Below are 25818 nucleotides of genomic sequence, written 5' to 3'. Positions count from 1 at the left end.
GACTTTCGGGAATAGGTTGCAGTAGATAGAACGTTCGGTCTACTATCAGCGTAACGCATCCGCACCGGGCGGGAGCAGAAACAGGAGAAGAGACCATGAACAGCACCGAGAAGACCCCGATCGTCCTGATCCACGGACTCTGGATGACGCCGAAGAGCTGGAACACCTGGGCCGAGCGCTTCCGCGCACAGGGTCACGAGGTGATCATTCCGGGCTGGCCCGGCATCGACGACCGCTCCGTCGAGGACATCCGCCGCGATCCGTCCGCGCTCAAGGGCATCGGCCTGAAGCAGATCGCCGACAACTACGAGCGCATCATCAGAGCGCTCCCGGTGAAGCCGATCATCATGGGCCACTCGTTCGGCGGCGTGATCACGCAGATGCTGGCAGACCGCGGCCTCGGTGCCGCCTACGTCGGCGTCGCCCCCGGACAGACCGCCGGCGTCACCGCACTTCCCCTCTCGACCCTCTGGACAGGAACGCCGATCCTCTCGAACCCGTTCGGCCGCAACGGCGCCAAGCCGCTCTCCAAGCGCCACTTCCACTTCACATTCGGCAACGACCTGTCGCGCGCGGCATCCGACGCGCTCTGGGAGGAGTATGCCGTGAACTCCTACAACCGGGTCTTCTTCGAGGGCGTGACTTCGGTGCTCAACGAGAAGCGGGGCGTCACGCACGTCGACTACGCTCGTGCCGACCGCGCTCCGCTGCTCGTCATCACCGGCGAGATCGACCACGTCGTGCCGCCCGCCATCGGCCGCGCGATCGTCAAGAAGTACCGGTCGAGCGGCAGCCCCGCGGTCGTCGAGTACAAGGAGTACGCCGGCCGCACCCACCGCCTCGTCAGCCAGGACGGCTGGGAAGAGATCGCCGACTACGCACTGACCTGGGCGGTGGCGCACGCGACAGCATCCGCCGCCTGATGTCGGGCTCGTGCAGGGGTGGGCCCTTCGCGACGGGGCCGGCCGCGGCGCTCTCGCCCCACCTCGGGCAGCGCCCCGGGAGGAGAACTGCGCTTCGGGAGGAGAGATCTGCGGATTCTCTCCTCCCGAAGCGCAGTCTTCCTCCCGAGGGATGCAGCAGCGACAGGGATGCGGATCATTCACTCCGCGACGTGCAGTCGCTGCCCGATCGCGGTCAAGATCACCTGTTGCACCTGCGCCCATCGGCTCGTCAGATGGTCGTAGCCGATGCGGATGACGTGATAGCCGTGCAGCTTCAGAAGAGCGTCGTGGGCGATGTCGCTCGTCCGCTGTTCACCGACATGATGGCCGCCGTCGATCTGAATGACCAGTCGCTCACCGATGACGAAGTCGACCCGATGGCCGAGTATCCAGACCTGCGGCACGACGGGGATCCCCAGCCATCTCAGCCGCACCTGGAAGATGCTCTCGGTACCGGAATCGGCGAACTGCCGCGCGTCCGCGAGCAGACGTCGAGCAGTGGGCGGAAGCGGAGCCCGCTCGAGGATGCCGGGGGCGATGAGATTCTGACGCATGGCCGACTCCCAGGTTGCGAGCGCGCTCTCATACGGCTGGCACCCCGCGATCAGGATCAGCGCGTTCTCGAGGGAGTCCTCGCGCGAGTCCGGATCCCGCGGGAACACCGGTTCGTTCCAATGCACCGTGCCGCGGGACACCTTCACATGGCCCGATCGCGCCGGCGCAGCGACGTGCGGCTGTGAGTCGCCGAGCACCCACACCCCTTTCCGCGACGCGAGCGTGACGCAAGTCAGGAACACTCCGCGGCGGGCAGCCGCGAGAAGCATCGGGTCGGCATCCGGCAGCGCGACCCACCCTCGGCGAACAGCGATGACGTCACCTCTCTGGACCGACGATCGGAGCACGTGCCTGCTGACCCCGAGCCGTCTCAGGGTCTCGGTGCGGGCCACGCCGTCGCGCTGCGTCAGCGCCTGTCTGGGGTTCACCCGTCGAGGATCACTCACGCTCGCATCCGCGATCGACACGGCATCCACGATTCGTGCCCCGCCGCCTCAGATCCCCATCCGTGCAGAAGAGGTCACGCCGCCCTCGACCCCTGCCCCGTGCGTCGTAAAGCCCGACCATTCGACGGCACCTCGCGGCAGTCCACGGCCCACACGTGCGCACACGGCCCACTCACCCCCCACGCCCCCACACGTGAACATCCGTCGGGAGGAGGACTGCGCTTCGGGAGGAGGAATTGTCGAGATAGCTCCTCCCGAAGCGCAGATCTCCTCCCGAAGCGCAGAGGAGACCGAACCGAGTGAGGCGATGCCGGGGCGAAAGAGCGGATGCCGGGGCGAAGCCCCCAGGCACGCGAAAGGGGCGAGGATCCGAAGATCCTCGCCCCTTCAGGCTTGTCTGCTGAGACTTACCAGCTCGACTTGGTGACACCGGGCAGCTCGCCACGGTGTGCCATGTCACGGAAGCGGACGCGCGAGACGCCGAACTTCGTGAGGACACCGCGGGGGCGGCCGTCGATGACGTCGCGCGAACGCACGCGAGCCGGCGACGCGTTGCGCGGCAGCTTCTGCAGGCCGACGCGTGCGGCCTCGCGGGCCTCGTCGGTGGCGTTCGGGTCGACGAGGGTCTTCTTCAGCTCGGCGCGACGCTCTGCGTAACGCTCGACGATGACCTTGCGCTGCTCGTTGCGAGCGATCTTGCTCTTCTTAGCCATTGATCAACGCTCCTCTCGGAATTCGACGTGCTGACGGATGACCGGGTCGTACTTCTTGAGCACGAGGCGGTCGGGGGTGTTGCGGCGGTTCTTCTTGGTCACGTACGTGTAGCCCGTACCTGCCGTCGAACGCAGCTTGATGATCGGACGTACGTCCTGAGCCTTCTTGGCCATTAGAGCTTCACACCCTTCGCCTGGAGGTCCTTGACCACGTTCTCGATGCCGCGGACATCGATCACCTTGATGCCCTTGGCGGACACGTTGAGCGTGATCTTACGACCGAGCGACGCGACGAAATAGGTCTTCTTCTGCACGTTCGGGTCGAAGCGGCGCTTCGTCCGGCGGTGCGAGTGCGAGACGTTGTGACCGAAGCCGGGAACAGCTCCTGTCACCTGGCACACTGCTGCCATGATGTGACTCCTTCTATACCGTGAGGCCGGACGGCCTCACCCAAGATCCCTTGTCTGCGCGCCACCCCGCAGCGCCGATCTCTCGGCAGAAGAAGGGGAAGCACGCGAACTACGCACAGGAGTGTGCGCAGACAAAGAGTCAGTTTAGCACGGTCCGTTCCGTCACACTCGCACGGCCTCGAGCAGCAGCGCCGCCCCCGGAGCGAGCAGCGGCAGCGGCACCCCCACCGATCCGAGCAGCGAACCCGACGCCTCGATGCCGGCCCCCAGCCACGCGGGGTCCGAGATCTGATGGCGCGACACCGATCCGAGCTCCTCGCGCACCCGCAGCCGGTATCGCTCCCCCGCCTGAAGCCCCGGGATCCGAGTGCGCGGCGTGAACCCGTCGACCGAGGCGCCCAGACGCACCCACGCGAACACGCCCCGCGAGCCGTCACCGGCGACGACGCCGTGCAGCAGCGTCTCGTCGTCGACCTCGTCGCTGCGCACCGTGACGCCCGAGTGCAGCAGCGGCCGCAGCTCGCGATAGAGGGCGGTCCACCGCGACAGCATCTCGCGCTCCTCCGACGTGCACCGGGTGATGTCCCACTCGATGCCGGCGTGCCCGAACAGCGCGGTCGTCATTCGGAACGGCAGGGATGCCGCGCGGTGCGTCGTCTCGGCGATCGGCGGGCCCACGTGCGAGCCGACGAGCTCGGGCGGCACGAGCGTGCCGGTCCAGCGCTGGATGCGCTGCCGTTCGATCGGGTCGTTCGAGTCCGACGCCCACACGCGCTGCGTGCGCTGCAGCACGCCGAGGTCGACGCGGGCGCCACCGCTCGCGCACGACTCGATCTCCACCGACGGATGCCGTTCGCGCAGCGCATCGAGCAGGGCGTAGAACGCGGTGGTCTGCGCGTGCACCGACGCGCGGCCGGTGCGCGGCGACACCGCGGCGTGCAGGTCGCGGTTGTGATCCCACTTGATGAAGTCGATGCCGACCTCGGCGACCAGAGCGTCGATGCGCTCGAAGAGGTAGGCGGCGGCATCGGGGTTCGAGAGGTCGAGCACCTTCTGGTGCCGCCAGGTCGAGGAGTCGGGCGACGCCTGAAGCACCCAGTCCGGATGCCGTTCGGCGAGGTCCGACACCGGATTCACCATCTCCGGCTCGAACCAGAGGCCGAACTGCATCCCGAGCCCGTGCACGTGATCGGCGAGGGGGCGCAGTCCGTCGGGCCATTTCGCGTCGTCGATGAACCAGTCGCCGAGCCCCGAGCGGTCGTCGGGGCGCCCGCGGAACCAGCCGTCATCGAGCACGAACCGCTCCACCCCGACCGATGCCGCGGCCTCTGCGAGCTCGACGATCTTCGCCGGGTCGTGGTCGAAGTACACGGCCTCCCATGTGTTCAGCACGAGGGGGCGCGGCGTGGTCGGGTGCGCGGCGAACGAACGCACCGCCTGGTGCAGTCGGGCAGACACCGAGTCGAGTCCGCTCTCGCCATAGGTGAGGAACACCTGCGGCGACACGTAGGTCTCCCCCGCCCCCAGCCGGATCTCGCCCGGCAGCAGCAGCTCACCTCCGCCGAGCACAGCCCCGTGCACACCTGCGCCCTCGGGCAGCCTCTCGACGCCGACTTCGAGGTCGCCACTCCATGCGACGTGCGCGGTCCACAGCTCGCCGCGTCGGAAGTCGAACCCGTCGGTGCCGACCGCGGTCAGGTAGGGAGCATCGTGTCCGCCGCGGCCTCGACGCACCTGTCGCAGATGCGCCCCGTGCCGCAGCTCGCCCCGCTGCGGGTGCCGCTCGCCGGTCCAGCGACCCGTGTGGTCGAGCACCTCGGTCGCATGGGCGGGAATCGGGAGCAGGATGCGGGCCGCGAGCAGATCCAGCGGTTCGACGCCGTCGGCGGTGCTCGTGACCGACACCTGGCCGGTCAGCACGCCCCCGGCATCCAACGCGAGGTCGAGCACGACCGTGACCCCGGCCCCGGCATCCGAGAACTCTGCCCGCACCGACGTCGCCGTCGACTCCCACCCGACACACCGCAGCAGCGGCGCGCTGTGCAGACCGCCGCGATGCCACGCGAGTGCCGGTGCGCCCGACCACCCGTCGGCCTCGACGGCGAGCAGCGGGAAGACCCGGGGGGCGTCGAACGAGCTGAACGTCACCGAGCCGGTCGATGACCCGGCGAGCGCCTCGAGGTCGGCGGGATCGAGCGCCGCGCCCCAGTGCAGCAGGCGCGCAGTGGTCGTGTCGATCACGACGCTGACGCCGCCGGAGGTCAGGTGGACGAGTGCGCTCATTGCCGCTCCAGACGGGTCGCAGACGAAACAGGAGGCCCGCCCGTGAGCATACGGGCGGGCCTCCGGAGGGTCTTACTCCTTGACGGGGATCGACGCGGCCTTGAGCGCGTCGACGGTCGCCGTCTGACCCTTCTCGATCGCGTCGAGCAGCGTTCCGCTGCCCGAGACCGCGGCCTTGAACCCGTCGGACACGTCCGAGTAGGTCTGGGTCATGGTCGGGCCCCACGCGAAGTCGGGCGAGACCTGGGTGGCGGCGTCGGCGAAGACGTCATAGATCTTCTGGCCGCCGTAGAACTCGACGCCCTCGGCGTAGACCGGAAGGTCGAGTCCTGCGGTGGTGGCCGGGTAGAGGTTGGCCGCTTCGGCGAGCGCGGTCAGCGCCTCATCGGACGTGTTCAGCCACAGCGCGAACTTCGTCGCCTCGTAGAGGTGCTCGCTGCCCTTGAGCACGGCGGTCGAGGATCCACCCCAGTTGCCGGCGGATGATCCGCCCTCCTCCCACTGCGGGAGCGGTGCGACGGCCCAGTTGCCCGCGGTGTCGGGTGCGCCGCTCGAGATCGAGTTGGCGCCCCAGACGGCGGAGTTCCAGGTCCAGACCTGACCGGAGTTGTAGGCGTTGTTCCACTCGTCGGTCCACGCGGGAACCGTCGCGACCAGGTCGTCGTCGAGCATGCTCTGCCAGTAGTCGGCGACCGTGGTGGTGGCGTCGTCTGCGAGCGAGACCGTCCAGCCCTCGTCGTCGCTCGAGAACCACTGCGCGCCGTCCTGCCAGGCGAAGCCGGCGAACTGGTTGATGTCGGACTGCGAGAAGTTGGTGATGTAGCCGCCCAGTTCGCGGATCTTGACCGCGGCCTCGCGATACTCGTCCCACGTGGTGGGGATCTCGATGCCGTTCTGCTCGAACAGGTCGGCGCGGTAGAACAGCCCCATGGGGCCGGTGTCCTGCGGCACGCCGTAGACGCCCTCGGTGCCGAGAGTCACCTGACCCCAGGCCCAGTCGACGAACTGGTCTTCGGAGGCGACGACGTCTTCGCAGGCGCTGAGGTCTTCGAGACCGTCCTGCACGAGGAAGTTCGGCAGGGCGTCGTACTCGATCTGCCCGAGGTCAGGAGCGTCGCCCGCCTTGATCTGGTTGAAGAAGTTCTGGTACGTGCCGCCGTTGCCGTTGGGGCCGGTCTGCACGTCGACCTGGATCTCGGGGTTGGCGTCGTTCCAGATCTTCACGACGTCTTCGATGCCGGGGATCCAGGAGGTGAACTCGAGCGTGACGTCGCCGTCGGCCGGGATGCACGAGGCGGCGTCGCCGCCGGTGCCTGAGCTGTCTCCGCCGGATGCCGAGCAACCGGCGAGCGCGAACGCCGAGATGGCGATGACAGCGGCTGCCTTCATCTTCGAATGCTGCATTTCGATCCTTTCGTGGATGCGATGGGGTGGTGCGGGTGTGTGGTGCGGGTGGTGCGGGTGGTGCGCCGCCCGGTCGGTCCGGGCGGCTGCCTGCTCACTTCAGGGCGCCGGCGCCCAGTCCGTTGCGCCAGAAGCGCTGGAGCAGGAGGAAGGTGACGATCAGCGGGATGACCGACAGCAGAGCGCCGATCAGCACGAGACCACGGAGTTCTGGCAGCTGATTCAGCTGGTTGTTCCAGTTGTAGAGACCGAAGACCACCGGGAAGAGGTCTTCGGATCGCAGCATGATCATCGGCAGGAAGAAGTTGTTCCAGATGGCCACGAACTGGAACAGGAACATCGTCACCAGTGCCGGGGTCATCAGCCGGATGCTGACGGTGAAGAACGTGCGGATCTCCCCCGCGCCGTCGAGTCGACTCGCTTCGAGCAGCTCATCCGGCACCGACGAGGCCGCGAAGATCCGTGCCAGGTAGACCCCGAACGGACTCACGATCGACGGCAGGAAGACCGACCAGAACGTGTTGGTCAGCTGCGCCTGGCTGAAGATCAGGAACAGGGGCAGCGCGAGCGCGGTGGCGGGCACGAGCACCCCGCCGAGCACGATGTCGAACATCAGGTCGCGGCCCGGGAACCGGTACTTCGCCAGGGCGTAGCCGGCCATGGCGGCGAGCAGGGTCGCGATGGCGCCGCCGAGTGCCGCGTAGAGCACCGAGTTCATCAGCCACCGCAGGTAGACGCCGTCGCGGTAGGCGAACAGCTCCGCGATGTTGTCGAACAGGTGGAAGTCGGCGAACCACAGCGGGGCGGTGGTCAGGATGTCGCCGGTCTCTTTGCTCGACGCGACGAGCAGCCACCACAGCGGCAGCAGGAAGTAGACCGTGAACACGGCCATGATCAGCATGGCGCCGGTGCGCGAGATGCCGGACTCGCGAGCGGCCTTTCCGCGCGGGGTCTTGCCGCGGGTGCCCCGGCCAGGGGCGACGATCGACATGGTGCTCATGCGTTCTGCTCCTTGCGCTGCATGTACTTCATGAACCCGAACGACAGCACGAACGTCGTCACGGCGAGCACGACCGAGAAGGCGGCCGCCAGGTTGGTGTTCGGGATGGATGCCGTGGCGTACACGGTCATGTTCGGGGTGAAGGTGCTGGTCACCGCCGAGCTGAACGAGCGGAAGACCTGGGGCTCGGCGAGCAGCTGCAGCGTGCCGATGATCGAGAAGATCGCGGTCATGACGATCGCCGGGCGCACCAGCGGGATCTTGATCGACCAGGCGATGCGCCACTGGCCTGCGCCGTCGAGGATGGCCGCCTCATAGAGCTCCTGCGGGATCGAGAGCAGCGCCGAGTAGATGATCAGCATGTTGTAGCCGACGTAGACCCAGGTGACGACGTTCGCGATCGACCACAGCACCAGGTCGGCACCGAGGAAGTCGATGTTCTTGGTGATCGCGGTGAACGGCGACAGGTTGGGCGAGAACAGCGAGCCCCACATGATCGCGGCGATGACGCCGGGCACCGCGTAGGGCACGAAGAACGCGAGACGGAAGAAGCGCTTGCCCCGCACGAGCGGCGAGTCGAGCAGCAGCGCGAACAGCAGGGCGAGGCCGAGCATGACCGGCACCTGCACGACGCCGAACGTCAGCATCCGCCCCATCGAGCTCCAGAACGCCTCGTTCTGGAAGACGAGCACGTACTGGGCGAAGCCGCCGAACACCTGCTCGGCCTTGCCGAAGGTGCCGTCGCGCTCGACGACGAGCAGCGACTGCCAGAAGGCGTAGGCGATCGGCACGACGTAGAACAGCGCGAACAGCACGCCGAAGGGCACGATGAGGAACGCGATCGCGCCCTTGTGCGGAATCCGTCGGCGGCGGCCCGGCGCCCGGGGCGCTGAGGCGACCGCCGGAGCGGTGAGCGTGGTGGTCATACATCCTCCTTGATGATGCGGACGGCCCCCGCCGGCACGAGCCCGGTGGCGGCGGCGTCGGTGACGAGGTCGTGGCCCGAGGTCGCGATCTCGACATCCGTCGATCCGTGGTTGATGACGAACAGGAACGACCCGGCGTCGCCGGTGCGGCGCACGATCTCGACGTCGGGTCCGGCGCCCGGCGTCGGGGCGATGCCGGCGGATGCCGCGAGCCGCGCGATCAGTCGGCGGTAGTCGTCGCGAGCGGGCTGGGTTCCGAGGAACCAGGCCTCGCCCTCGCCTGCCGCGCGGCGTGTGATCGCAGGGCCGCCGGCGGCGGGGCCGTCGACGAACGACGCGACGACCTCGGCACCCGTCGTCTTGAGCCGTTCGCTCCAGATCGTTCCCGTCGTGCCGTCGCTGAGGGTCACGGACTCGTCGGGACGGAGCGGTGCGAACTCCTCCGAGCGGATGCCGAGCAGCTCGCGGAACGCGCCGGGGTAGCCGCCGGTGCGCACCCGATCCTCCTCGTCGACGATGCCGCTGAAGAACGTGATGAGAGCCGTGGCGCCGTTCTCGACCGCGCGGGCGATCGCCTCGGCATCCGCGTCGCTGATGAGGTGCAGCGCGGGCACGACCAGCAGGCGGTACCCGTCGAGGTCTGCGCCCGGACGGACGACATCGGTGGTGACACCGGCATCCGCCAGTGCCGCGTGCGCGGCGTGCACCTGCCCGAGGTATGTGAGCCCCTCGCTCGGGCGGCCCTCGTTCTCGGTCGCCCACCAGCTCTCCCAGGAGAAGAACAGGGCCGCATCGGCGGCGACTCGTGTGCCGGCGACGTCGCCGAGGCGGTCGAGCAGACCGCCGAGCTCGACGACCTCGCGCCACTGGTCGGAGTCCTCGCCCGCGTGGGGCACGAGGGCCGTGTGGTACTTCTCGGCGCCCTGCGTCGAGGCCCGCCACTGGAAGAAGCAGATGCCGTCGGCGCCGCGTGCCACGTGCGCGGCGATGTTGCGCTGCAGCTCACCCGGGGCCTTGGCGAGGTTGTAGGGCTGCCAGTTCACGGCGCCGGTCGAGGTCTCCATCAGCAGCCACGGCGCGCCCTGCGCGAGGCCTCGGGTGAGGTCGGCGGCGAACGAGAGTTCTCCGCGTGCATCGTCGAGGCGGCGGTCGAGATAGTGGTCGTTGGCGATCAGATCCATCTCGCCCGCCCACGTCCAGTAGTCGAGGTTGCGGATGTGCGCGGTGACCATGAAGTTGGTCGTGACCGGCACCTCGCTGTGCTCGCGCAGGATCTCGGCCTCGGCGCGGTAGAGCGCGAGCTGCTCGTCGGAGCTGAACCGCTGGAAGTCGAGGATCTGGCCGGGGTTGCGCAGCGACAGGGCCTGCGCCGGCACGCGCACGTCGTCGAAGTCGGAGTAGCGCTGGCTCCAGAACGTCGTGCCCCAGGCGCGGTTGAGCGCGTCGATGTCGTCGTAGCGGTCGCGCAGCCAGCCGCGGAACGCCTCGGCGCTCGTGTCGCAGTAGCAGAGCGCGTTATGGCAGCCCAGTTCGTTCGACACATGCCAGAGCGACACGGCGGGGTGGTTCCCGTAGCGCTCGACGACGCGGGTGACGACCTCGGCGGCGTAGTCCCGGAAGAGCGGGGAACTCGGGCAGTAGCCCTGACGACCGCCCTGGTGGAAGACCGTGCCGTCTTCGCCGACCGGGAGGATCTCGGGGTGGCGGGCGGTGAGCCAGGGAGCAGGAGACGCGGTGCCGGTGCCGAGATTGATGCGGATCTCCGCCGCGTGCAGCAGCTCGATGATCTCGTCGAGTGCGCTGAAATCCCAGGCCCCCGGAGCGGGGTTGATCGACGACCAGCCGAAGATGTTGATCGCCACGAGTCCGATGCCGGCCTGCCGCATGAGCCGCACGTCGTCGGGCCAGACGCTGCGATCCCACTGCTCGGGGTTGTAGTCGCATCCGAAGACGAGGCCGCGCCCTGCGGAGAGGGTGGCGATGCGGTCGGACACAGCGGCGGCCATCGGTGACGCTCCTTTGCGGTTCATGTGTGCACGTGCACAGCTCGCGGCATGAGAACAGCGATCGGAATTTCTGTGAACGTGCACACATCGTCGCATGTCGCGGTGAATCCCGTCAAGTCCGGGTCGCTAGGCTGTCGATCATGAGCACTTCCGCCCGTCGTCGCAGCACCGTGCACGACGTGGCGCGCGTGGCCGGGGTCTCGAGAGGAACCGTCAGCCGGGTGATCAACGGCGGCTACGTCTCGGATTCCGCCCGGACCGCGATCGAAGACGCGATCCGCGAGGTCGGGTACGTGCCCAACACCGCCGCGCAGAACCTCGTGCGTCAGCGCACGCAGGCCATCGCGTTCATCGTGCACGAGCCGCATGCGCTGTTCCTCGAAGACCCCAACATCGGCGCGATCATGCTCGGCACGAACGAGACCCTCTCCGAGGCCGATTACCAGATGGTGTGCCTCGTCGTGGACTCGGTGCGCGACACCGAGCGCGTCGCCCGCTACCTCAACGGCGGATTCGTCGACGGAGCCGTCATCGTCTCGGCGCGCGCACAGGACCCGATCACCAAGGCCGTCATGCGACTCGACCTGCCCGTGACCTATGTCGGCCACCCACCCGATGTCGACGCGGCGTGGGTCGGCGTCGACAACCGCGGCGCCGCGCAGGCCGTCACCTCACGCCTCCTGGCGACGGGGCGCACACGGGTCGGCATGATCGCGGCCGCCCTCGACCGGGATTCGGGCACCGACCGCCTCGCGGGCTTCACCGACGCGCTCGGCGACGACTTCGACCCCAACCTCGTCGAAGAGGTGCCGCTGTACTCCTACGCCGACGGTGCCGCGGCGATGACGCGACTGCTCGAGCGGGCTCCGGACATCGACGGGGTCTTCGCCGCGTCGGATGCCGTCGCCGCCGGTGCGATGTGGGCGCTTCGCGAAGCCGGACGCCGGGTGCCAGACGACGTGGGCGTCGTGGGATTCGACAACAGCAGCTGGGCGACGCGCACCACCCCGCTGCTCTCGACCGTCGATCAGCCCGCCGAAGGGCTGGGGGCCGCGGCCGCGGCATCCGTCCTCGCGCAGCTGCGCGACGATCAGCGCCCGCGGGAGGGCATCATGCTGCCGACGCCCGTCGTCTGGAGAGACTCGGCCTGAGCGCTGGCCTCAGGCGGGGCCGAGAGACTCGGCCTGAGCGCCTCTCCCCCACCGGAACGTCGAGACCGTCGGGTCGCCCGCGATCCAGAAGCGCCAGGGGAACGCCGCGGTGCCGGCCACGCCGGCCACGCCCACTCGCGGGCCGGTCGCCACGTCGGTGATCGGTTCGTCGCGCAGCCACAGCTCGGCGCGAGCACCCTCGAACTCCTCGCCGGTGATCGCGTCGATCCCGTCGTGGATCGGATGCCGCAGCCCCACCGCCTGGCCGAATCGGCCCGGCCCCTTCGCGAGGTCACGCAGCGCCGTCGCCGTCAGCGGGGTCGTCGCGCGGCGGCGCACGGCCGCGGCATCCGCTCCGTGCACGACCTCGCCCGCGCGCAGCAGGATTCCGCCGGCTTGGCCCTCGAGCCCCGAGACGACGTTCACGCACGAGTGGATGCCGTGGCTCAGGTAGACGTACAGATGGCCCGGCTCGCCCCACATCGTCGCGTTGCGTGCGGTGCGGCCCATGCGGGCGTGGGAGCCCGGATCGGCCTCCGGCCCGGTGCCCTGGCCGTGATACGCCTCGACCTCGGTGAGCCGGAGTCGCACCTCGGAGCCCGCGACGACCGTGCGCAGCTCGGCGCCGAGCAGAAGTGGTGCGACCTCGACCGGCAACCCGCTCAGCTCGATGCGGGTCGCTCGGTGCAGGGCATCCGTCGGCATGCGGTCAGAACTGCGGCGCCGTCTGGCACCACGACGCGTCGAAGCCGGTGAGCGCCACGATCTCGTCGCCCGTGCGCAGGTCGAGCAGGTGCGTCTCGAGGTTCTCGGGCAGCGGCAGCAGCATCTGGTCGTAGGGGTTGTCTGCCAGATCGGGCGCGATCACGACCGCGGCGTACTGGCCGCTGGGTGAGGCGCAGGCCTGCAGGATCGAGTCGGTCGAGTCCACCTCGACGAGAGGCGTCGCGGCTCCCTCCTCGTCGACCCGGATGACCGCCTGCCCGATGGGCAGCCCGTTCTCATCGCGCGAGACGACGTGGCGCAGCGTGCCGCCGGGGAAGGGCGTGATCGTGATCGCGGAGCCGTAGTCGGGAGTCGACGCCTCGAGCGGCACCTCCGAGCCGTCGGTGAGGTTCAGCTCGACCACCGAACCGTCGAGTCGCTCGACGATCGCCGTGTAGGTTCCTCGCGAGATGCCCTGAATGGTCGTCGCGAGTCCGAGGGACTGGACCCCCGCGTCGGTCGTGCGATCGACCAGCGAGAGCGCACCGTCGAAGTCGATGAAGAGCACGGCGGCGCTGTCGGGCACGAACTGCCAGACGAAGATGTTCGCCTCCTTGTCGCCGACCTCGGTCACCACCGGTTCGTCGTCGCCGCTCAGCGACTGCGTGACGAGCACGCTGGCGCGCCCCTCGGTGTCGCTGAGCTCCTTGTCGGAGTAGCTGTAGCCGACCAGGCCCCCGCGGTCAGAGACCTGGATCGCGCCCACGTATCCGACGCCGGGCAGCTCGATTTCGCGCGGGTTCTGGCCGTCACGGTCCATCACGAGCAGCTTCGAGCCTTCATCCTCCTCGACCGAGACGACGAGCTGCGAGGAGGTCGCGCGGAAGTCGTTGATCCTGTCGGCGGCGAAGACGGGCTGCGCCTTCTCGCCCGTCAGGTCGGTGCGGAAGATCTGGTCGTCGCCATCGGCATCTCGACGCAGCAGGAAGATGTTCGACGCCGGAGTCGAGAAGCTCGTCGAGAGCGTCGCGCTGGGGCCGCCTCCGGCGCCCACGGCATCGGCGACCTTCACGGTGTACTCGGTGTCGTCATCGAGCGGCACGGTGAAGCGGATGCCGATGCCACGACCTGCGGCGTCGAGGGTGAACGGCACCGCGGGTTCGACCGTGACCTGAGACTCGTCGATCGCCGCCAGCGACTGGTTCGCAGTGAGGATGACACGGCTGCCGGAGGCCTCGATCGCCTCGGTCGGATTCACCTGCACCTCGGTGATGCGCGGGCCCTGCGTGAGGCTGACGACGCCGAGTCCGGCACCCACCAGCACGAGGATGCCCATCACGGCGCCGAGCGCCAGCAGGAATCGGCGGTCGCTCGAGGTGGCGGACTTCTCAGGCGCGGGCGCCTTCGCGGCCTTCTCGGGCTTCGGCTGCTTCGGCTGCTTCGCGGGCTTGGGCGCCTTCGCGGGCTTCGGCTTCTTTTCCGCCTTGGGCTTCTCCGGCGCGGGGGGCGCATAGTCGGTCGAGGTGTGCGCCGCGAGCGTGGTCGTCGACTCGGCATCCGGCGGGACGAAGGTCGAGCGCATCGGCCGCTCATCGCCCGTCGAGCGGGCCACGGGTGAGACGGCACGCGGCCCTGTCGCGAGAGGCGTTTCGTCTCGGTCGGCTCCGCCGTCCTCGCTCAACGAACGGGGAGAGGGCTCGGCTCGGCCGTCCTCGCTCGACGAACGGGGAGAGGGCTCGGCTCCGCCCTCGCCGTTCGACGCACGGGAGGCAGCTGCCGCCTCGGCCTCGCGCGCGGCACGCAGCTCGGCCCGGGTGCGCGGCACCGCCGGCTCGTCGCGGCGCTCGTCGTCAGTACTCATACGGATCCGAAGGCTCGTCGATCGCGGTGACGGTCGTCGGTTCGACGTGCAGCGAGCCGTCGGCATCCGCCTTGACCGTGCCTTCGACCTCGACCCACTGGCCGGTGTCGAACTCTCCGGCGTCGATCGTCACGGGCAGGGTCGCCGGCTGCGCGTCGATCACGCAGTGCGTGATGACCAGGCGGGTGAGGTTGACGCCGTCGGCATCCGTCGGGGTGACGAACCCGGTCAGTGTGACCGTCTTTCCGTCGTAGGCCGCGGTGTTGGTCGCCGTGGCGAACACGCTCGCCCAGTCGCCGACCCCGAAGGTGGCGGTGTCGGCCACGCCGAGGGTCACGTCGTCGGCCCCGGCGAACAGGGCGGTCTGCTCTCCGACCCTCGACATCGCGAGTTCGACCGACAGCGATGCGGGAGGCAGCACGAGCGCGGCGATCACGACACCACTGGCCACGACACCTCCGGTCACCGTGCCGGCCAGGGCGAGGGAACGGCGCGGCGTCGGCGCCGCATCCGCCTCGTGGCTGTCGCCGTGGTCGTGACCGTGGTCGCCCTCTTCGCCGAGCGGCAGCGTGCACGACCAGATCGCGCCCGCGAGCGTCACGACGGCCGCGGCGCACGCGAACCACACCGATTCGGGGCTGATGTAGAGGTTCAGTCGTCCGGTCAGGCCGAGTCCGAGAGTGACGACCGAGATGACCGTGGCGAGGCCGATGCCCAGCCAGCGGGTGCCGAGTGCCCGGGCGCGCGAAGGCGCGTCAGAGGTGGGTGTGTGATCAGACAAGGACGTTCACCCCGATCCCGATCGCGAAGGCGGCGAACACCACCACGCCGACGATGCCGGCGAGCGTGCGGGTGGTGAATGTCGTGCGCATGAGCGCGAGCATCTTGACGTCGACGAGGGGGCCGACGAGCAGGAACGCGACGAGAGCGCCCGACGAGAAGGTCGAGGCGAACGAGAGTGCGAAGAACGCGTCGACGTTCGAGCAGATCGCGACGGTCATCGCGAGCGCCATCATCGCGAGGATCGACAGCACCGGGTTCGAGCCGATGGCCAGCAGCACCTCGCGCGGGATCAGCACCTGCACGGCCCCGGCGAGCGCCGAGCCGATCACGAGGGCCGGCATGACCGCGCGCAGCTCGACGAGGAACTGCGTGAGGCTGCGGCGAACAGGGGTGCCGTGCTCGTGCGTGACGCGGTCGCAGGTGTCGATGAAGCGCTGCGTGAGCAGGGAGTCGGGCGAGGGGTGCCGGCTGTAGATCCAGCCGATCAGGTTGGCGATCAGGTAGCCGCCGATGAGACGCGCCACCAGGATGCCGTCGTCGAAGCCGAAGGCCGCATGCGTGGTGAGGATGACGATCGGGTTGACGATCGGGGCGGCGATCAGGAAGGTGAGCGCCTCGGCGGGGGCGAGACCCCGCATCATCAGTCCGCGCGCGAACGGCACGTTGCCGCACTCGCACACCGGGATCAGCATGCCGAGCAGCGACAGCACGGCACGACGCGCCCATGCGCGCTTCGGCAGCCAGCGGTGGATCACATCGGCCGGCAGCCACACCTGCACGACGATCGACAGCAGCACGCCGAGGATCACGAACGGCAGAGCCTCGATGAGCACGCTCAGCGCGAGCGTCAGCCCGTCCTGCGCCCTGCTCGGCAGGCTCGCGGTGAAGAGCGTCGGCAGGAACCGGTCGACCAGGAAGAGCGCGGCGACGATCGCGGCGCCGAGGCCCACTCCGATCCACGGCGAGCGCGGCGATCGGGAGGGTCGGTGCGCGTGCACCGTCCGTGGAGCGGCCTGGGTGGTCACGCGTTCGCTGCCTCTTCGGCGTCGCGCTTGTTGGTGCAGGAGGCGCACAGTCCGAAGATGTCGACGACGTGTGCGGCATCCGTGAAGCCGTGCAGAGCCGCGGTGCGGTGCGCCCACTGCTCGACGTCGGTCGCTTCGATCTCGACCGTGAGTCCGCAGTTGCGGCAGATCAGGTGGTGGTGGTGACCCTGGGTCGTGCAGGCGCGGTAGAGCGCCTCACCCTCGGGGCTCTGCAGCGAGTCGGCGTCGCCCGCAGCGGCGAGCCCGGCCAGCGCGCGATACACCGTGGCGAGGCCGATGCCGGTGTTGTCGTCGCGCAGCGAGGCATGCAGGTTCTGCGCGCTGACGAACCCTCGCGCGTCGGCGAGGGCTTCGCGCACGCGATCGCGCTGCCAGGTGTTCCGCTGAGCCATACCCACGATTCTAGGCGCGTCGCCCTTGCCGGGCCCTGGGAACGTCAGGCCCGCACTCGTCGCACGCCGCCGCGGGCGCGCTGGATGATCCAGCACACGACGTAGATCGTGAACGACAGGGTCGTGATGTACGGGCTGACCGGCAGAGTGCCCGCGAGCGCCAGCAGGATGCCGCCGACGGCGGACACGAAGCCGAACAGTGCGGCGAGCAGCGGCACGGCGACGGGCCCGGCCGAGACGCGCATGGCGGCGGCGGCGGGAGTCACGAGCAGCGCCATCACGAGCAGCGCGCCGATGATGTGCACGCTGACCGCGACGATCAGGCCGAGCAGCACCATGAACAGCAGGCTGACGGCCCGCGTGGGCACACCGCGGGCGGCCGCGGACTCGGGGTCGAGCGAGTCGAAGCGCAGCGGGTTCCACATGAGCAGCAGGCCGAGCAGCACCACGATGCTGATGCCGAGCAGCCAGCCGAGGTCGGGGCTCGAGACCGAGACGATCTGCCCGGTGAGCAGACTGAACCGGTTGGCGCTGCGCCCGTCGTAGAGAGACAGGAACAGGATGCCGAGGCCGAGGCCGAACGGCATCAGCACTCCGACGATCGAATTGCGGTCGCGGGCCTTGGCGCCGAGGATGCCGATCAGGATCGCCGCGACCAGGGCGCCGCCGAGCGACCCGACGACCACGCTGCCGCCGAACAGCAGCGCCGCGGCGGCCCCGGCGAACGACAGCTCGCTCACTCCGTGCACCGCGAACGCGAGGTCGCGCTGCATCACGAAGACGCCGATGAGTCCTCCGACGATGCCGAGCACCGCTCCCGCGATGATCGAGTTCGCGAGCAGAGCGACGAGCTCGCCGTAGTCCTGGAACGAGAAGACGTCGCTCCAGTCGACCGCGGGGACGATGCCGGTGATGACGGTCATGCGGCACCTCCGTGGTCGTGATCGTGCGCGTGCTCATGGTGGGGCTCGGCATCGGGCACTCCGACGACGACCAGTCGGTCGCCCGCTCGCAGCACGAAGACCGGGGTGCCGTAGAGCTCGGTGAGCACCCGCGTCTGCAGCACCTCTTCGGGGGTGCCGAGCACGAAGCGGCCACCCGCGATGTAGAGGATGCGGTCGACGCGGCCGAGGATCGGGTTGATGTCGTGGGTCACGAACAGCACGGCGGCGCGGCGATCGCGACGCTGGCGGTCGATGATGTCGGTGATGGCGACCTGATTCGCGAGGTCGAGGTTCGACAGCGGCTCGTCGCACAGCAGCAGGGTCGGCTCGTCGGCGAGCGCCTGGCCGACGCGCAGCCGCTGCTGCTCACCGCCCGACAGCAGCCCGACACGGCGATCGGCATAGTGCGCGGCTCCGACCGAGGTCAGCAGCTGATCGACCTTGGCCCGGTCGCCGCGGTGCGGGATCGGGAATCCGAAGCGGCTGCCCTGCACGCCGAGCGCGACGAGGTCGCGGGCCCGCATGCTCGTGTCGGGGGCGAGTGAGCGCTGCTGCGGGATGTATCCGATGCGCGGATTTCCTTTGCGCACGGGTTCGCCCGCGACCGTGATCTCGCCGGCCGACAGCGGCTGCAGGCCCAGGATGCTGCGCAGCAGCGTGGTCTTGCCCGAACCAGACGGACCGAGCACGGCGATGAACTCGCCGGGCTCGACCGTGAGGTCCAGTCCCGACCACAGCTCGCGATCACCGCGCTGCAGCGCGGCTCCCCGCACTTCGAGCACCGGGTTCGACTTCTCGGCTCCTGCCCGCGCGTCGGCGGCGGCGCTCACGACTGCAGCGCGTCGGCGAGGCTCTGGATCGCGTCACTCATCCACTCAGAGTACGACGATCCTTCGGGCAGCAGCTCCGTGAAGGCGACGACAGGGATGCCGGCCGCGGTTGCGGCATCCTCGACGCGCTGCGTCTCGGCTCCACCGGTCTGCGCGTTCGTGAGCACGGCCGCCACATCGCCGCCGTCGACGACGTTGAGGGTGTCGAGCAGCGTCGCAGGGGCGACATCGCTGCCCTCCTCGACGGCCTCGGCGAACCCCTCGGGCGTGACGTCGGTGAGTCCGGCGGCGGTGGCGATGTAGCCGGGCAGCGGCTCGGTGATGATCACGTTCGCACCGGCGGCATCCGTCTTCAGCGTCTCGAGGTCGGCCTCGAAGCCCTCGAGGTCGGCGACGATCTCTTCGGCGTTGGCGGTGAACTCCGCCTCGCCGTCCGGATCGATGGTGGCGAGCTCGTCGGCGATGGCCTCGACGACGTGGATCATCGTGTGCGGGTCGAACCAGACGTGCTCGTTGAAGCCCTCGATGTGGTTGTGACCCTCGTGGCCCTCTTCACCTTCGGCGTGATCGTGGTCGTGGTCGTGGTCTTCCTCGCTCGTGCCCTCCTCGTCGGAGTGGCCTTCGTTGCCGGGGAAGTCGTGTGAGAACTCGACGGCGCTGACCACGTGCACGTCCTGCGCATCCTGCAGCAGCGTGTCGATGAAGCCGTCGTAGCCGCCGCCGTTCTCGATCACGAGGTCGGCCTTCTGCACGGTGAGCCGGTCGCGGGCCGATGCCTCGTACGAGTGCGGGTCCTGCGTGGCCGAGGTGATGATCGAGGTCACGTCGACGCGGTCGCCGCCGATCTGCGCGGCGAGCGAGCCGTAGACATTGGTGCTCGCAGCGACCGTGACGGTGTCGCCGGCACCCTCTCCCGCTGCGGGAGTGGTGGAGCATCCGGCCAGCGAGAGCGCGGCGACGGATGCGAGGGCGAGGGCGACGAACTGCTTCTTCATGCTCTCACTCTAAACGCTAATGAGAACCATTATCAAATCGGCCGTAGGCCGCCTTGATGCCGGGTCGGCTCGCCACCGCGCCGTCTGCAGGACCGCAGCTCGGATGCAGGACGAGAAGCCGTGTTCTCGTCCTGCATCCGTGCTCTCGTCCTGCAGACGACTCAGTGGAACCTGGTCAGCCGATGAGGCCGGGCGCGATCCAGACGGTGGAGTCGCCGGGAAGGGCGCCGTCGACGACCGAGCCGAGCACGACGTCTGCGGCATCCGCCCCGAGGTCGAACGGCTCCGAGCCGAAGTTGGTGACGATTTGCCAGCCGTTCGGGCGAGCGAAGCGCAGCACGTCGGCGCGCCCGGTCTCGATCCACTCGAGGCTCTCCTCCGTCTGCAGCTCATGGCGCAGGCGCAGCGCCTCGCGGTACAGCGCGAGCGTCGACGAGGGGTCGGCCGCCTCGACATCGACCGCGGACTCGGCGAACCAGGCGGGCTGCGGCAGGTGCGCGTCGCCGGAGCCGAATCCGAACGAGGGACCGGATGCCGTCCACGGCAGCGGCACACGGCATCCGTCCCTTCCCAGGCCGTCGAAGACGGCCCCACGGAAGAACGCCGGGTCCTGACGCTGCTCGGGCGCGACATCGGCGACCTCGTGCAGCCCCAGCTCCTCGCCCTGATAGAGATAGGTGCTGCCGGGAAGGCCGAGCAGCAGCAGCGTCGCGGCGTGTGCCCTGCGCAGGCCGCGCTCACGGTCGAGCTGGTCCTCCGGGCCCCCGGCGGAGACCCACTCGACACCCTGCTTCACTCCGGTGCGTCCCCCGAGCTGCGGCAATCCGTAGCGCGTCGCGTGACGCGTGACGTCGTGGTTCGACAGCACCCACGTCGTCGATGAGCCCGTCGCCTGCGACTGCGCCAGGTTGTCGGCGATGATGGTGCGGAACTGCGTCGCGTCGAAGTCGGCGACGAGCAGATCGAAGTTGAACGCCTGACCCAGCCCCTCAGCCGAGGCGTACTTCGCCCGACGCTCGGGCGTGCTCACCCAGGCCTCGGCGACAGCCGTGCGAGGAGGGTCGTACTCGTTGAAGACCCGACGCCACTCGGCGTACACCTCGTGCACGTCGTCACGGTCGTGCAGCGGGTGGTTGCCGTCGTGCGGCAGCAGCTCGAGCTCGGCCGTGCTCGGCAGCGGTTCGGTGAGGTCCTTCGTGAGCATGTGGGCGACGTCGATGCGGAAGCCGTCGACTCCGCGGTCCGACCAGAAACGCAGGGTCTTCAGGAAGTCCTCGCGCACCTCGGGGTGGTCCCAGTTGAGGTCGGGCTGCTCGGGAGCGAAGCTGTGCAGGAACCACTGCCCGTCCGCCACGCGCTCCCATGCAGATCCGCCGAACGCGGCGGTCCAGTCGGTCGGTGGCTCGGAGCCGTCGGGACCGCTGCCCTCGCGGAAGATGTACCGCTCACGGGCGGCCGACCCGCGGCCGGCGGCGAGCGCCTCCTGGAACCACTCATGCAGGTCGGACGAGTGGTTCGGCACGATGTCGACCACGACGCGGATGTCGCGCTCGTGCAGCGCGGCGACCATCTCGTCGAAGTCCTCGAGCGTGCCCAGACGCGGATCGACGTTGCGGTAGTCGGCCACGTCGTATCCGCCGTCGGCCAGCGCCGACGGGTAGAACGGGCTCAGCCACACCGCGTCGATGCCGAGGTCGCGCAGATAGTCGGCGCGCGAGACGATGCCCGGGATGTCGCCGAGTCCGTCTCCGTTGGCATCGGCGAAGCTGCGGGGGTAGATCTGGTAGACGGCGGCCTGTCGCCACCATGCTGCCGTCTTGTCGTCGCGGGTCTCGTCGCGGGTCTCGGTGAGAAGCGCATCGGTCATGAGGGGTCTTGCTCCTTCGTGTTGCGGTCTGGGGTGCGCGCGGACCGACTCTCGCCGGTCCGCGCGATGGCGATGGCGTCAGCCCTTGACGGCGCCCTGGGTGACGCCTTCCATGACGAAGCGCTGCGTGAACAGGTACGCCAGGATCGCCGGGGCCATCGCCATCAGGTATGAGGCGAACGACACGTTGTAGTTGTTGCTGAACTGGGTCTGGAAGAGGTTCTGCCGCACCGGGAGGGTCTGCATGGCCGGGTCCGAGATGATCAGCGACGGCATCATGAAGTCGTTCCACGCGTAGAGGAAGGCGAAGATGCCGACCGTGGCGCTCATCGGCGCGAGCAGCGGGAAGATCAGCTGCCAGAACGTCTGCCATGTGCTGGCGCCGTCGATGCGCGCGCTCTCCTCGAGCTCGATCGGGATCGAGCGCAGGAACGCGGTGAACAACAGCACGCTGAAGCTCAGCTGGAACATCGTCGCGAGGATGATGACCCCGAACGGGTTGTCGAGACCGACCCAGCCGGTCAGCTGGATCTGCGGCAGCGCCACGACCGGGAACGGGATGAACATCGCGGCCAGCAGGTAGAAGAACGAGTAGCGGAACAAGCGGTGGTCCCAGTTGCGGACGATCGCATATGACGCGAACGCGGCCAGCACGATGGTCGCGATGACGGTGCCCGCCGTGACGAGCAGCGAGATGCCCGCTCCGACGGGGAACTTCGTCAGGTTCCACGCCTCGACGAAGCCGTCGATGCTGAACGGAGCCGGCAGCGAGAAGGCGTTGCCGTCGACAGCCTGGCCCGTGGTCTTGAACGCCATGGACATCGTCACGTACAGCGGAAGCAGCACCGTGACGGCGCACAGGATCAGGATGATCGTGCCCGACCAGTTGACGCGCTCCATGCGGACCCTCGGCTTCTTGCCCGAGGCGGGGATGGTGGTGAGTGTCTGCGTCGACATCAGAGTGCGTTCCTTCCGCGGGTCAGCGAGAGCTGCAGCAGGGAGATGAGCACGGCGACGATGAAGAAGATCGTCGCGTTGGCCATCTGGTAGGCGTAGTCGCCGCCGTTGAAGCCCGCGATGATGGTCATCGCGACGCTGCGGGTGGCGGTGCCGGGACCGCCGTTGGTGAGGCCGACGATGATGTCGTAGGCGTTGAGGAAGCCCTTGAACCCGAGGATCACGTTGATCACCACGTATCCGGCGACGAGCGGCAGCGTGATGCGGAACAGCTGCTGCCTCTTGTTCGCCCCGTCGATGCTCGCCGCCTCGTAGACCTCGCTCGGCACCGAGAGCAGACCTGCGATGTAGATCAGCAGCGTGCCGGGAACGGCCTGCCACGCGGTCACGATCACGATCGCGACCCAGGCGAGATCGGGGTTGGCGAGGAGGCTGGTCGACAGCCACGGGATGCCGGTGGCGGCGCCCGCGGCCGGGATGGAGTTCGAGAAGAGGAAGTTGAAGACGTAGGCGATGATGATGCCCGAGATCACCATCGGGATCACGAAGATCGTGCGCAGCCCCGTCTTGAAGCGGATGCGGGAGGTCAGCCCGACCGCGAGCAGGAACGCGATCACGTTGACGACGATCACCGTGGCGATCGAGAAGCCGAACGTGAACAGGTAGCTCTGCAGGATGGCCGGATCGCTGAACATCGCGATGTAGTTCGTCAGACCGCTGAAGCTCCACTCCCCGATGCCGATCGAGTCGGTGAAGCTGAAGAAGATGCCCATGACCGCGGGCACGGTGATCGCCAGGGTGAAGATCACGAGGGTCGGAAGCAGGAACAGGTAGTAGATCGGCTCGACCCGCCCCTTGCGACGACGGAGCTTGCGGCCCTGTCCCGTGACGATCGAGGTCGTGTCGGTGGTCGGGCTGTTCGGCCGCGTCACATTCGCGGCTGCGGTGGTGCTCACGGTGCGGACTCCTCTGTCTCGCCGGCTGCCGCATCATCGGTCTTGGGGATCGGTGCGCGGAAGGCGATGCGAGCCCAGTCCGCGTCCATCGTGCGCAACATCGAAGTGGTCGAGGCGCCGAGCACCATCGCCTGCGCGTAGTTCATCACTGGGATCGTCTTCGGCACGAGCACTGAGGGGCCCTGGTAGATCTGCCCGTTCTCGTAGTACTCGATCATCCCCTCGATCCGGGGATCATCCGGGGCCGGTGCACCCTTCGTCGGGGTGAAGCCGAGCTGCGATGCGTTGTACGCCTCGATGTTCTCGGGCAGATAGAGGTACTCGAGGAACTCGCGTGCCGCCTCCTGGTGGTTCGATCCCTCGGGGATCATCGCGCCGAGGTCCATGTTCACACGCACACCGAGGTCGGCCGGATCGTCGGTCATCGGCAGCGGGAACGTTCCGAGCTCGAGGTCGGGTGCGGTCTTCGCGATCTCGCTGAACGCCCAGGGGCCCTGCATGTACATCGCAGCCTCGCCCTTGCTGAACGCCAGGTTGCCGTCGCCGTATCCCCGGCTCTCGGCATCCTCGTTCGTGTAGTCGTTCGCGAGCTGCATCATCTGATCCATGGGCTCGGCGAAGTCCTTCTCGAACGAGACGGGCGAGTCGGGGCCGACGGCGGCACCCTCGTCGGCCATCGCGTCGAAGAACTCGATCGTGTCCACCGATCCTCCGATCGAGTAGTCGTACCACCCCTGGCCCACGGTCCAGTCATCCTTGAACGTCGCGTAGAACGGGTCGATCCCTGCGTCCTTCAGCTGGTCGCAGACCGCGATCAGCTCGTCCCAGGTCTGCGGGACCTCGAGCCCCTGGGCGTCGAAGATCTCCTTGTTGTAGATGACCGATGCCGCCATCACCGAGTACGGCAAGGCGCTGGTGCGGCCCTCGCACGACCCGTACTGGTCCATGAGCGGCTGCAGATCGTCGCGGACGGATGCGGCGGCGTCGGTGTCGGAGAGATCGGTCAGGGTGCACCGCTGCACGAACCGCGCGATCTCGTAGTTGTAGTTGCCGAGGATGAGGTCGGGCGGATTGCCCCGCACGAAGCTGGCCGAGATCACGTCCGGCCCCGAGGTGTCGATCTCGACCCGCACGTCGCTCTGCGACGAGTTGAACTGGGCGACGAGGTCGGTCATGAAGCCGATCGCCTCACGCTTGTTGAACGTGAAGCGGATGGTCTCGGTGCCGCCGCCGGGTGCGCAGGCGGTGAGGGCGGAGCCGACGAGCGCCAGCGCCATGGCAGCACCGGCCACTCGTGCGACGGAGGGGGATTTCACAGACACCGTTGTCCTTTCGTCCTGTAGATCCGCAGACTAAATCTAGTGAGCGAATTTACTTCGATGAACGGTACTGTCTCATGTGGACGAGAGTGAGGTCAAGACCCGTGACAGAAGTCTCCGCAGGTCTGGGCACCGGGCGCGCCAGCGTCGGCGCCGTGCTCGACTTCGCCTGGGCGGCGGGCGAGTTCACCGCCACCGACGTCATGGCCTCGACGTCTCTGACGCGCTCGACGGCCATCGACGCGATCGACACCCTCGTCAGCGCGGCCGTGCTCCGTGAGCTTCCGAACGCGAGGGCCGCAGGCAGCTACCGCGCAGGGCGCCCCGCGCGACGCTTCGTGCTGGCATCCGATCTCGGTGTCGTGCTCGGCGTGGATGCCGGTGACAACCATGTCGCCGTCACCGTCTCCGATCTGCTCGACCGCACACTCGTGCACCACCGCACGGACATCGACTCGACCGAATCGGCGGCGGCGCGGCGCGCGACGGTGCTCGGCCAGATGGAGCAGGCGCTCACCGAGGCGGGTGTCTCGAAGGATGACATCCTCGCGATCTGCGTCGGCGTCGCCGCTCCCGTGAATCGCGCAGGGGTCTCTCCCCCGCATCCCGACGGCTTCTGGGAGCGCACGAACCCGGGCCTCGCCGACGCACTGGCCGGCTGGGCGCCGGCCGTCGAGATCAAGAACGACGCTCAGCTCGCCGCTATCGCCGAGGGCTCGGTCGGGGCCGCAGTGGGATGCCGGGACTACGTCGCGCTGCTCGCCGGCGAGCGCTTCGGCGGGGGCGTCGTCGTCGACGGCCATGTGCTGCACGGCGCGCACGGCGGCGTCGGCGAGGGCATCGTGTTCGACCACATCGTGGGCGTGGGGTCGGCCTTCGGTCTGAGCTACGCCCTGCAGGACGAGGTGCGTGGCGCCGTCGCGAGTGGCGAGGTCGACGCGAGCTCGCCGATCGGACGCCTCGCCGACGACGACCGCGTGGATCCGCGCGTCGTGCTGACAGCCGCCGCGTCGGGTGATGCCGATGCGCTGCTCGCGACCTCGCGCGTCGGCGCCACCCTCGCTCGGGTGGTCGGCGTTCTGGGAAGCATGTACGACCCGACGCGCGTGATCGTCTGCGGCGCAGTCGCCGAGAGCGTCGCTCCCGTGATCGCCGCCGCGCGCGAGGTCGTGCCGACCGAACTGCACCTGCCGGCGCCCGAGATCCTCGCCTCGACGCTCGGCGCCGAGGTCGTCTCGATCGGGGCCGTCACCACCGCCCGCATGGCCGCCCGCGAGGTGGCCGTGCCGCTGCTGGCGGAGCGGCGACTCAGCGCGGTCGGCTGA

The 25818-nt window shown here is 68.7% G+C and carries 24 protein-coding genes; 3 read left to right on the top strand and 21 right to left on the bottom strand.

All coding sequences use genetic code 11. The annotated features are described in order from the left end of the window. The first annotated feature begins 95 nt into the window (after nucleotides 1-95). Entirely contained in the window at nucleotides 96-923 is an 828-nt protein-coding gene (locus OB895_RS12755) for an alpha/beta hydrolase (RefSeq protein WP_079113776.1), read from the top strand. A gap of 179 nt (nucleotides 924-1102) precedes the next feature. Here the strand turns inward: OB895_RS12755 and OB895_RS12750 are convergent, their stop codons facing one another. From OB895_RS12750 to OB895_RS12710, 9 genes are all read right to left on the bottom strand, one after another. Further along, the gene (locus tag OB895_RS12750) at nucleotides 1103-1945 is read right to left on the bottom strand and encodes an endonuclease domain-containing protein (protein ID WP_311877897.1); all 843 of its coding nucleotides are present in this window, start codon (nucleotides 1943-1945) and stop codon (nucleotides 1103-1105) included. A gap of 407 nt (nucleotides 1946-2352) precedes the next feature. After that, entirely contained in the window at nucleotides 2353-2658 is a 306-nt protein-coding gene (gene rpsN, locus OB895_RS12745; RefSeq protein ID WP_042540535.1) for a 30S ribosomal protein S14, read from the bottom strand. A gap of 3 nt (nucleotides 2659-2661) precedes the next feature. Beyond that, on the bottom strand, nucleotides 2662-2832 hold the full coding sequence (gene rpmG / locus OB895_RS12740; RefSeq protein WP_017203558.1) for a 50S ribosomal protein L33: 171 nt from the start codon (nucleotides 2830-2832) through the stop codon (nucleotides 2662-2664). Further along, nucleotides 2832-3068 (bottom strand): 50S ribosomal protein L28, encoded by a 237-nt coding sequence (rpmB, locus tag OB895_RS12735; protein WP_042540533.1) that lies wholly within the window; start codon nucleotides 3066-3068, stop codon nucleotides 2832-2834. Before rpmB ends, rpmG begins: the two co-directional genes overlap by 1 nt. A gap of 162 nt (nucleotides 3069-3230) precedes the next feature. Then, nucleotides 3231-5351: an alpha-galactosidase gene (locus OB895_RS12730; RefSeq protein WP_311877896.1), complete on the bottom strand. Its 2121-nt coding sequence runs from the start codon at nucleotides 5349-5351 to the stop codon at nucleotides 3231-3233. Between the two features lie 72 nt (nucleotides 5352-5423). Then, nucleotides 5424-6755, bottom strand: a complete 1332-nt coding sequence (locus OB895_RS12725; RefSeq protein ID WP_311877895.1) for an ABC transporter substrate-binding protein — start codon at nucleotides 6753-6755, stop codon at nucleotides 5424-5426. A 94-nt stretch (nucleotides 6756-6849) separates the two neighbouring features. Next, the gene (locus tag OB895_RS12720) at nucleotides 6850-7755 is read right to left on the bottom strand and encodes a carbohydrate ABC transporter permease (protein WP_309692082.1); all 906 of its coding nucleotides are present in this window, start codon (nucleotides 7753-7755) and stop codon (nucleotides 6850-6852) included. Then, entirely contained in the window at nucleotides 7752-8681 is a 930-nt protein-coding gene (locus tag OB895_RS12715) for a carbohydrate ABC transporter permease (protein ID WP_042540527.1), read from the bottom strand. The genes OB895_RS12720 and OB895_RS12715 overlap by 4 nt, the downstream gene beginning before the upstream one ends. Then, nucleotides 8678-10687 (bottom strand): beta-galactosidase, encoded by a 2010-nt coding sequence (locus tag OB895_RS12710; RefSeq protein WP_311877894.1) that lies wholly within the window; start codon nucleotides 10685-10687, stop codon nucleotides 8678-8680. Before OB895_RS12710 ends, OB895_RS12715 begins: the two co-directional genes overlap by 4 nt. A 140-nt stretch (nucleotides 10688-10827) precedes the next feature. Here OB895_RS12710 and OB895_RS12705 point away from each other — a divergent pair, with 140 nt between their 5' ends. Continuing rightward, nucleotides 10828-11838 (top strand): LacI family DNA-binding transcriptional regulator, encoded by a 1011-nt coding sequence (locus OB895_RS12705; protein WP_079113779.1) that lies wholly within the window; start codon nucleotides 10828-10830, stop codon nucleotides 11836-11838. 9 nt (nucleotides 11839-11847) lie between these two features. On the opposite strand, the gene OB895_RS12700 is transcribed toward OB895_RS12705, so the two are convergent. From OB895_RS12700 to OB895_RS12645, 12 genes are all read right to left on the bottom strand, one after another. Then, nucleotides 11848-12543, bottom strand: coding sequence for a DNA-3-methyladenine glycosylase (locus tag OB895_RS12700; protein WP_079113780.1), 696 nt, complete (start codon nucleotides 12541-12543; stop codon nucleotides 11848-11850). Nucleotides 12544-12547: 4 nt separating this feature from the next. After that, complete coding sequence (locus OB895_RS12695; RefSeq protein WP_311877893.1) at nucleotides 12548-14404, bottom strand: Ig-like domain-containing protein; 1857 nt, start codon at nucleotides 14402-14404, stop codon at nucleotides 12548-12550. Beyond that, on the bottom strand, nucleotides 14394-15185 hold the full coding sequence (locus OB895_RS12690; RefSeq protein WP_079113782.1) for a TIGR03943 family putative permease subunit: 792 nt from the start codon (nucleotides 15183-15185) through the stop codon (nucleotides 14394-14396). Before OB895_RS12690 ends, OB895_RS12695 begins: the two co-directional genes overlap by 11 nt. Continuing rightward, the gene (locus OB895_RS12685) at nucleotides 15178-16185 is read right to left on the bottom strand and encodes a permease (protein ID WP_042540554.1); all 1008 of its coding nucleotides are present in this window, start codon (nucleotides 16183-16185) and stop codon (nucleotides 15178-15180) included. The genes OB895_RS12690 and OB895_RS12685 overlap by 8 nt, the downstream gene beginning before the upstream one ends. Before the next feature lie 23 nt (nucleotides 16186-16208). Then, nucleotides 16209-16625, bottom strand: a complete 417-nt coding sequence (locus OB895_RS12680; RefSeq protein ID WP_042540517.1) for a Fur family transcriptional regulator — start codon at nucleotides 16623-16625, stop codon at nucleotides 16209-16211. Between the two features lie 44 nt (nucleotides 16626-16669). Then, nucleotides 16670-17548, bottom strand: coding sequence for a metal ABC transporter permease (locus OB895_RS12675; protein WP_200933697.1), 879 nt, complete (start codon nucleotides 17546-17548; stop codon nucleotides 16670-16672). Continuing rightward, nucleotides 17545-18399 carry a metal ABC transporter ATP-binding protein gene (locus tag OB895_RS12670; protein ID WP_042540515.1) on the bottom strand — a complete coding sequence of 285 codons (855 nt, stop codon included), beginning with the start codon at nucleotides 18397-18399 and terminating at the stop codon, nucleotides 17545-17547. The genes OB895_RS12675 and OB895_RS12670 overlap by 4 nt, the downstream gene beginning before the upstream one ends. Further along, complete coding sequence (locus OB895_RS12665; RefSeq protein ID WP_079113783.1) at nucleotides 18396-19394, bottom strand: metal ABC transporter solute-binding protein, Zn/Mn family; 999 nt, start codon at nucleotides 19392-19394, stop codon at nucleotides 18396-18398. Before OB895_RS12665 ends, OB895_RS12670 begins: the two co-directional genes overlap by 4 nt. Nucleotides 19395-19569: 175 nt before the next feature. Next, complete coding sequence (locus tag OB895_RS12660) at nucleotides 19570-21261, bottom strand: glycoside hydrolase family 13 protein (RefSeq protein ID WP_079113784.1); 1692 nt, start codon at nucleotides 21259-21261, stop codon at nucleotides 19570-19572. 78 nt (nucleotides 21262-21339) lie between these two features. Continuing rightward, nucleotides 21340-22218: a carbohydrate ABC transporter permease gene (locus OB895_RS12655; RefSeq protein ID WP_042540511.1), complete on the bottom strand. Its 879-nt coding sequence runs from the start codon at nucleotides 22216-22218 to the stop codon at nucleotides 21340-21342. Continuing rightward, nucleotides 22218-23111: a carbohydrate ABC transporter permease gene (locus OB895_RS12650; protein ID WP_156145907.1), complete on the bottom strand. Its 894-nt coding sequence runs from the start codon at nucleotides 23109-23111 to the stop codon at nucleotides 22218-22220. The genes OB895_RS12655 and OB895_RS12650 overlap by 1 nt, the downstream gene beginning before the upstream one ends. Before the next feature lie 59 nt (nucleotides 23112-23170). After that, the gene (locus OB895_RS12645) at nucleotides 23171-24496 is read right to left on the bottom strand and encodes an ABC transporter substrate-binding protein (RefSeq protein ID WP_376708815.1); all 1326 of its coding nucleotides are present in this window, start codon (nucleotides 24494-24496) and stop codon (nucleotides 23171-23173) included. A gap of 101 nt (nucleotides 24497-24597) precedes the next feature. Between OB895_RS12645 and OB895_RS12640 the strand changes: the two genes are divergently transcribed. Then, nucleotides 24598-25818, top strand: coding sequence for an ROK family protein (locus OB895_RS12640; RefSeq protein ID WP_311877892.1), 1221 nt, complete (start codon nucleotides 24598-24600; stop codon nucleotides 25816-25818).

Source organism: Microbacterium forte, assembly GCF_031885415.1.
Taxonomy (GTDB): Bacteria; Actinomycetota; Actinomycetes; order Actinomycetales; family Microbacteriaceae; genus Microbacterium; species Microbacterium forte.
Note: the sequence above shows the minus strand (reverse complement) of the source record. Positions and strands in the feature narration are given on the sequence as shown.

Excerpts from the sequence above, each read along its gene's own strand:
- OB895_RS12755 (WP_079113776.1), top strand. The coding sequence starts at position 96 with ATGAACAGCACCGAGAAGACCCCGATCGTCCTGATCCACGGACTCTGG.
- OB895_RS12710 (WP_311877894.1), bottom strand. The coding sequence starts at position 10,687 with ATGGCCGCCGCTGTGTCCGACCGCATCGCCACCCTCTCCGCAGGGCGC.
- rpmG (WP_017203558.1), bottom strand. The coding sequence starts at position 2,832 with ATGGCCAAGAAGGCTCAGGACGTACGTCCGATCATCAAGCTGCGTTCG.
- OB895_RS12695 (WP_311877893.1), bottom strand. The coding sequence starts at position 14,404 with ATGAGTACTGACGACGAGCGCCGCGACGAGCCGGCGGTGCCGCGCACC.
- OB895_RS12675 (WP_200933697.1), bottom strand. The coding sequence starts at position 17,548 with ATGACCGTCATCACCGGCATCGTCCCCGCGGTCGACTGGAGCGACGTC.
- rpsN (WP_042540535.1), bottom strand. The coding sequence starts at position 2,658 with ATGGCTAAGAAGAGCAAGATCGCTCGCAACGAGCAGCGCAAGGTCATC.
- OB895_RS12655 (WP_042540511.1), bottom strand. The coding sequence starts at position 22,218 with ATGTCGACGCAGACACTCACCACCATCCCCGCCTCGGGCAAGAAGCCG.
- OB895_RS12665 (WP_079113783.1), bottom strand. The coding sequence starts at position 19,394 with ATGAAGAAGCAGTTCGTCGCCCTCGCCCTCGCATCCGTCGCCGCGCTC.
- OB895_RS12680 (WP_042540517.1), bottom strand. The coding sequence starts at position 16,625 with ATGGCTCAGCGGAACACCTGGCAGCGCGATCGCGTGCGCGAAGCCCTC.
- OB895_RS12725 (WP_311877895.1), bottom strand. The coding sequence starts at position 6,755 with ATGCAGCATTCGAAGATGAAGGCAGCCGCTGTCATCGCCATCTCGGCG.
- rpmB (WP_042540533.1), bottom strand. The coding sequence starts at position 3,068 with ATGGCAGCAGTGTGCCAGGTGACAGGAGCTGTTCCCGGCTTCGGTCAC.
- OB895_RS12705 (WP_079113779.1), top strand. The coding sequence starts at position 10,828 with ATGAGCACTTCCGCCCGTCGTCGCAGCACCGTGCACGACGTGGCGCGC.
- OB895_RS12715 (WP_042540527.1), bottom strand. The coding sequence starts at position 8,681 with ATGACCACCACGCTCACCGCTCCGGCGGTCGCCTCAGCGCCCCGGGCG.
- OB895_RS12700 (WP_079113780.1), bottom strand. The coding sequence starts at position 12,543 with ATGCCGACGGATGCCCTGCACCGAGCGACCCGCATCGAGCTGAGCGGG.
- OB895_RS12720 (WP_309692082.1), bottom strand. The coding sequence starts at position 7,755 with ATGAGCACCATGTCGATCGTCGCCCCTGGCCGGGGCACCCGCGGCAAG.
- OB895_RS12660 (WP_079113784.1), bottom strand. The coding sequence starts at position 21,261 with ATGACCGATGCGCTTCTCACCGAGACCCGCGACGAGACCCGCGACGAC.
- OB895_RS12730 (WP_311877896.1), bottom strand. The coding sequence starts at position 5,351 with ATGAGCGCACTCGTCCACCTGACCTCCGGCGGCGTCAGCGTCGTGATC.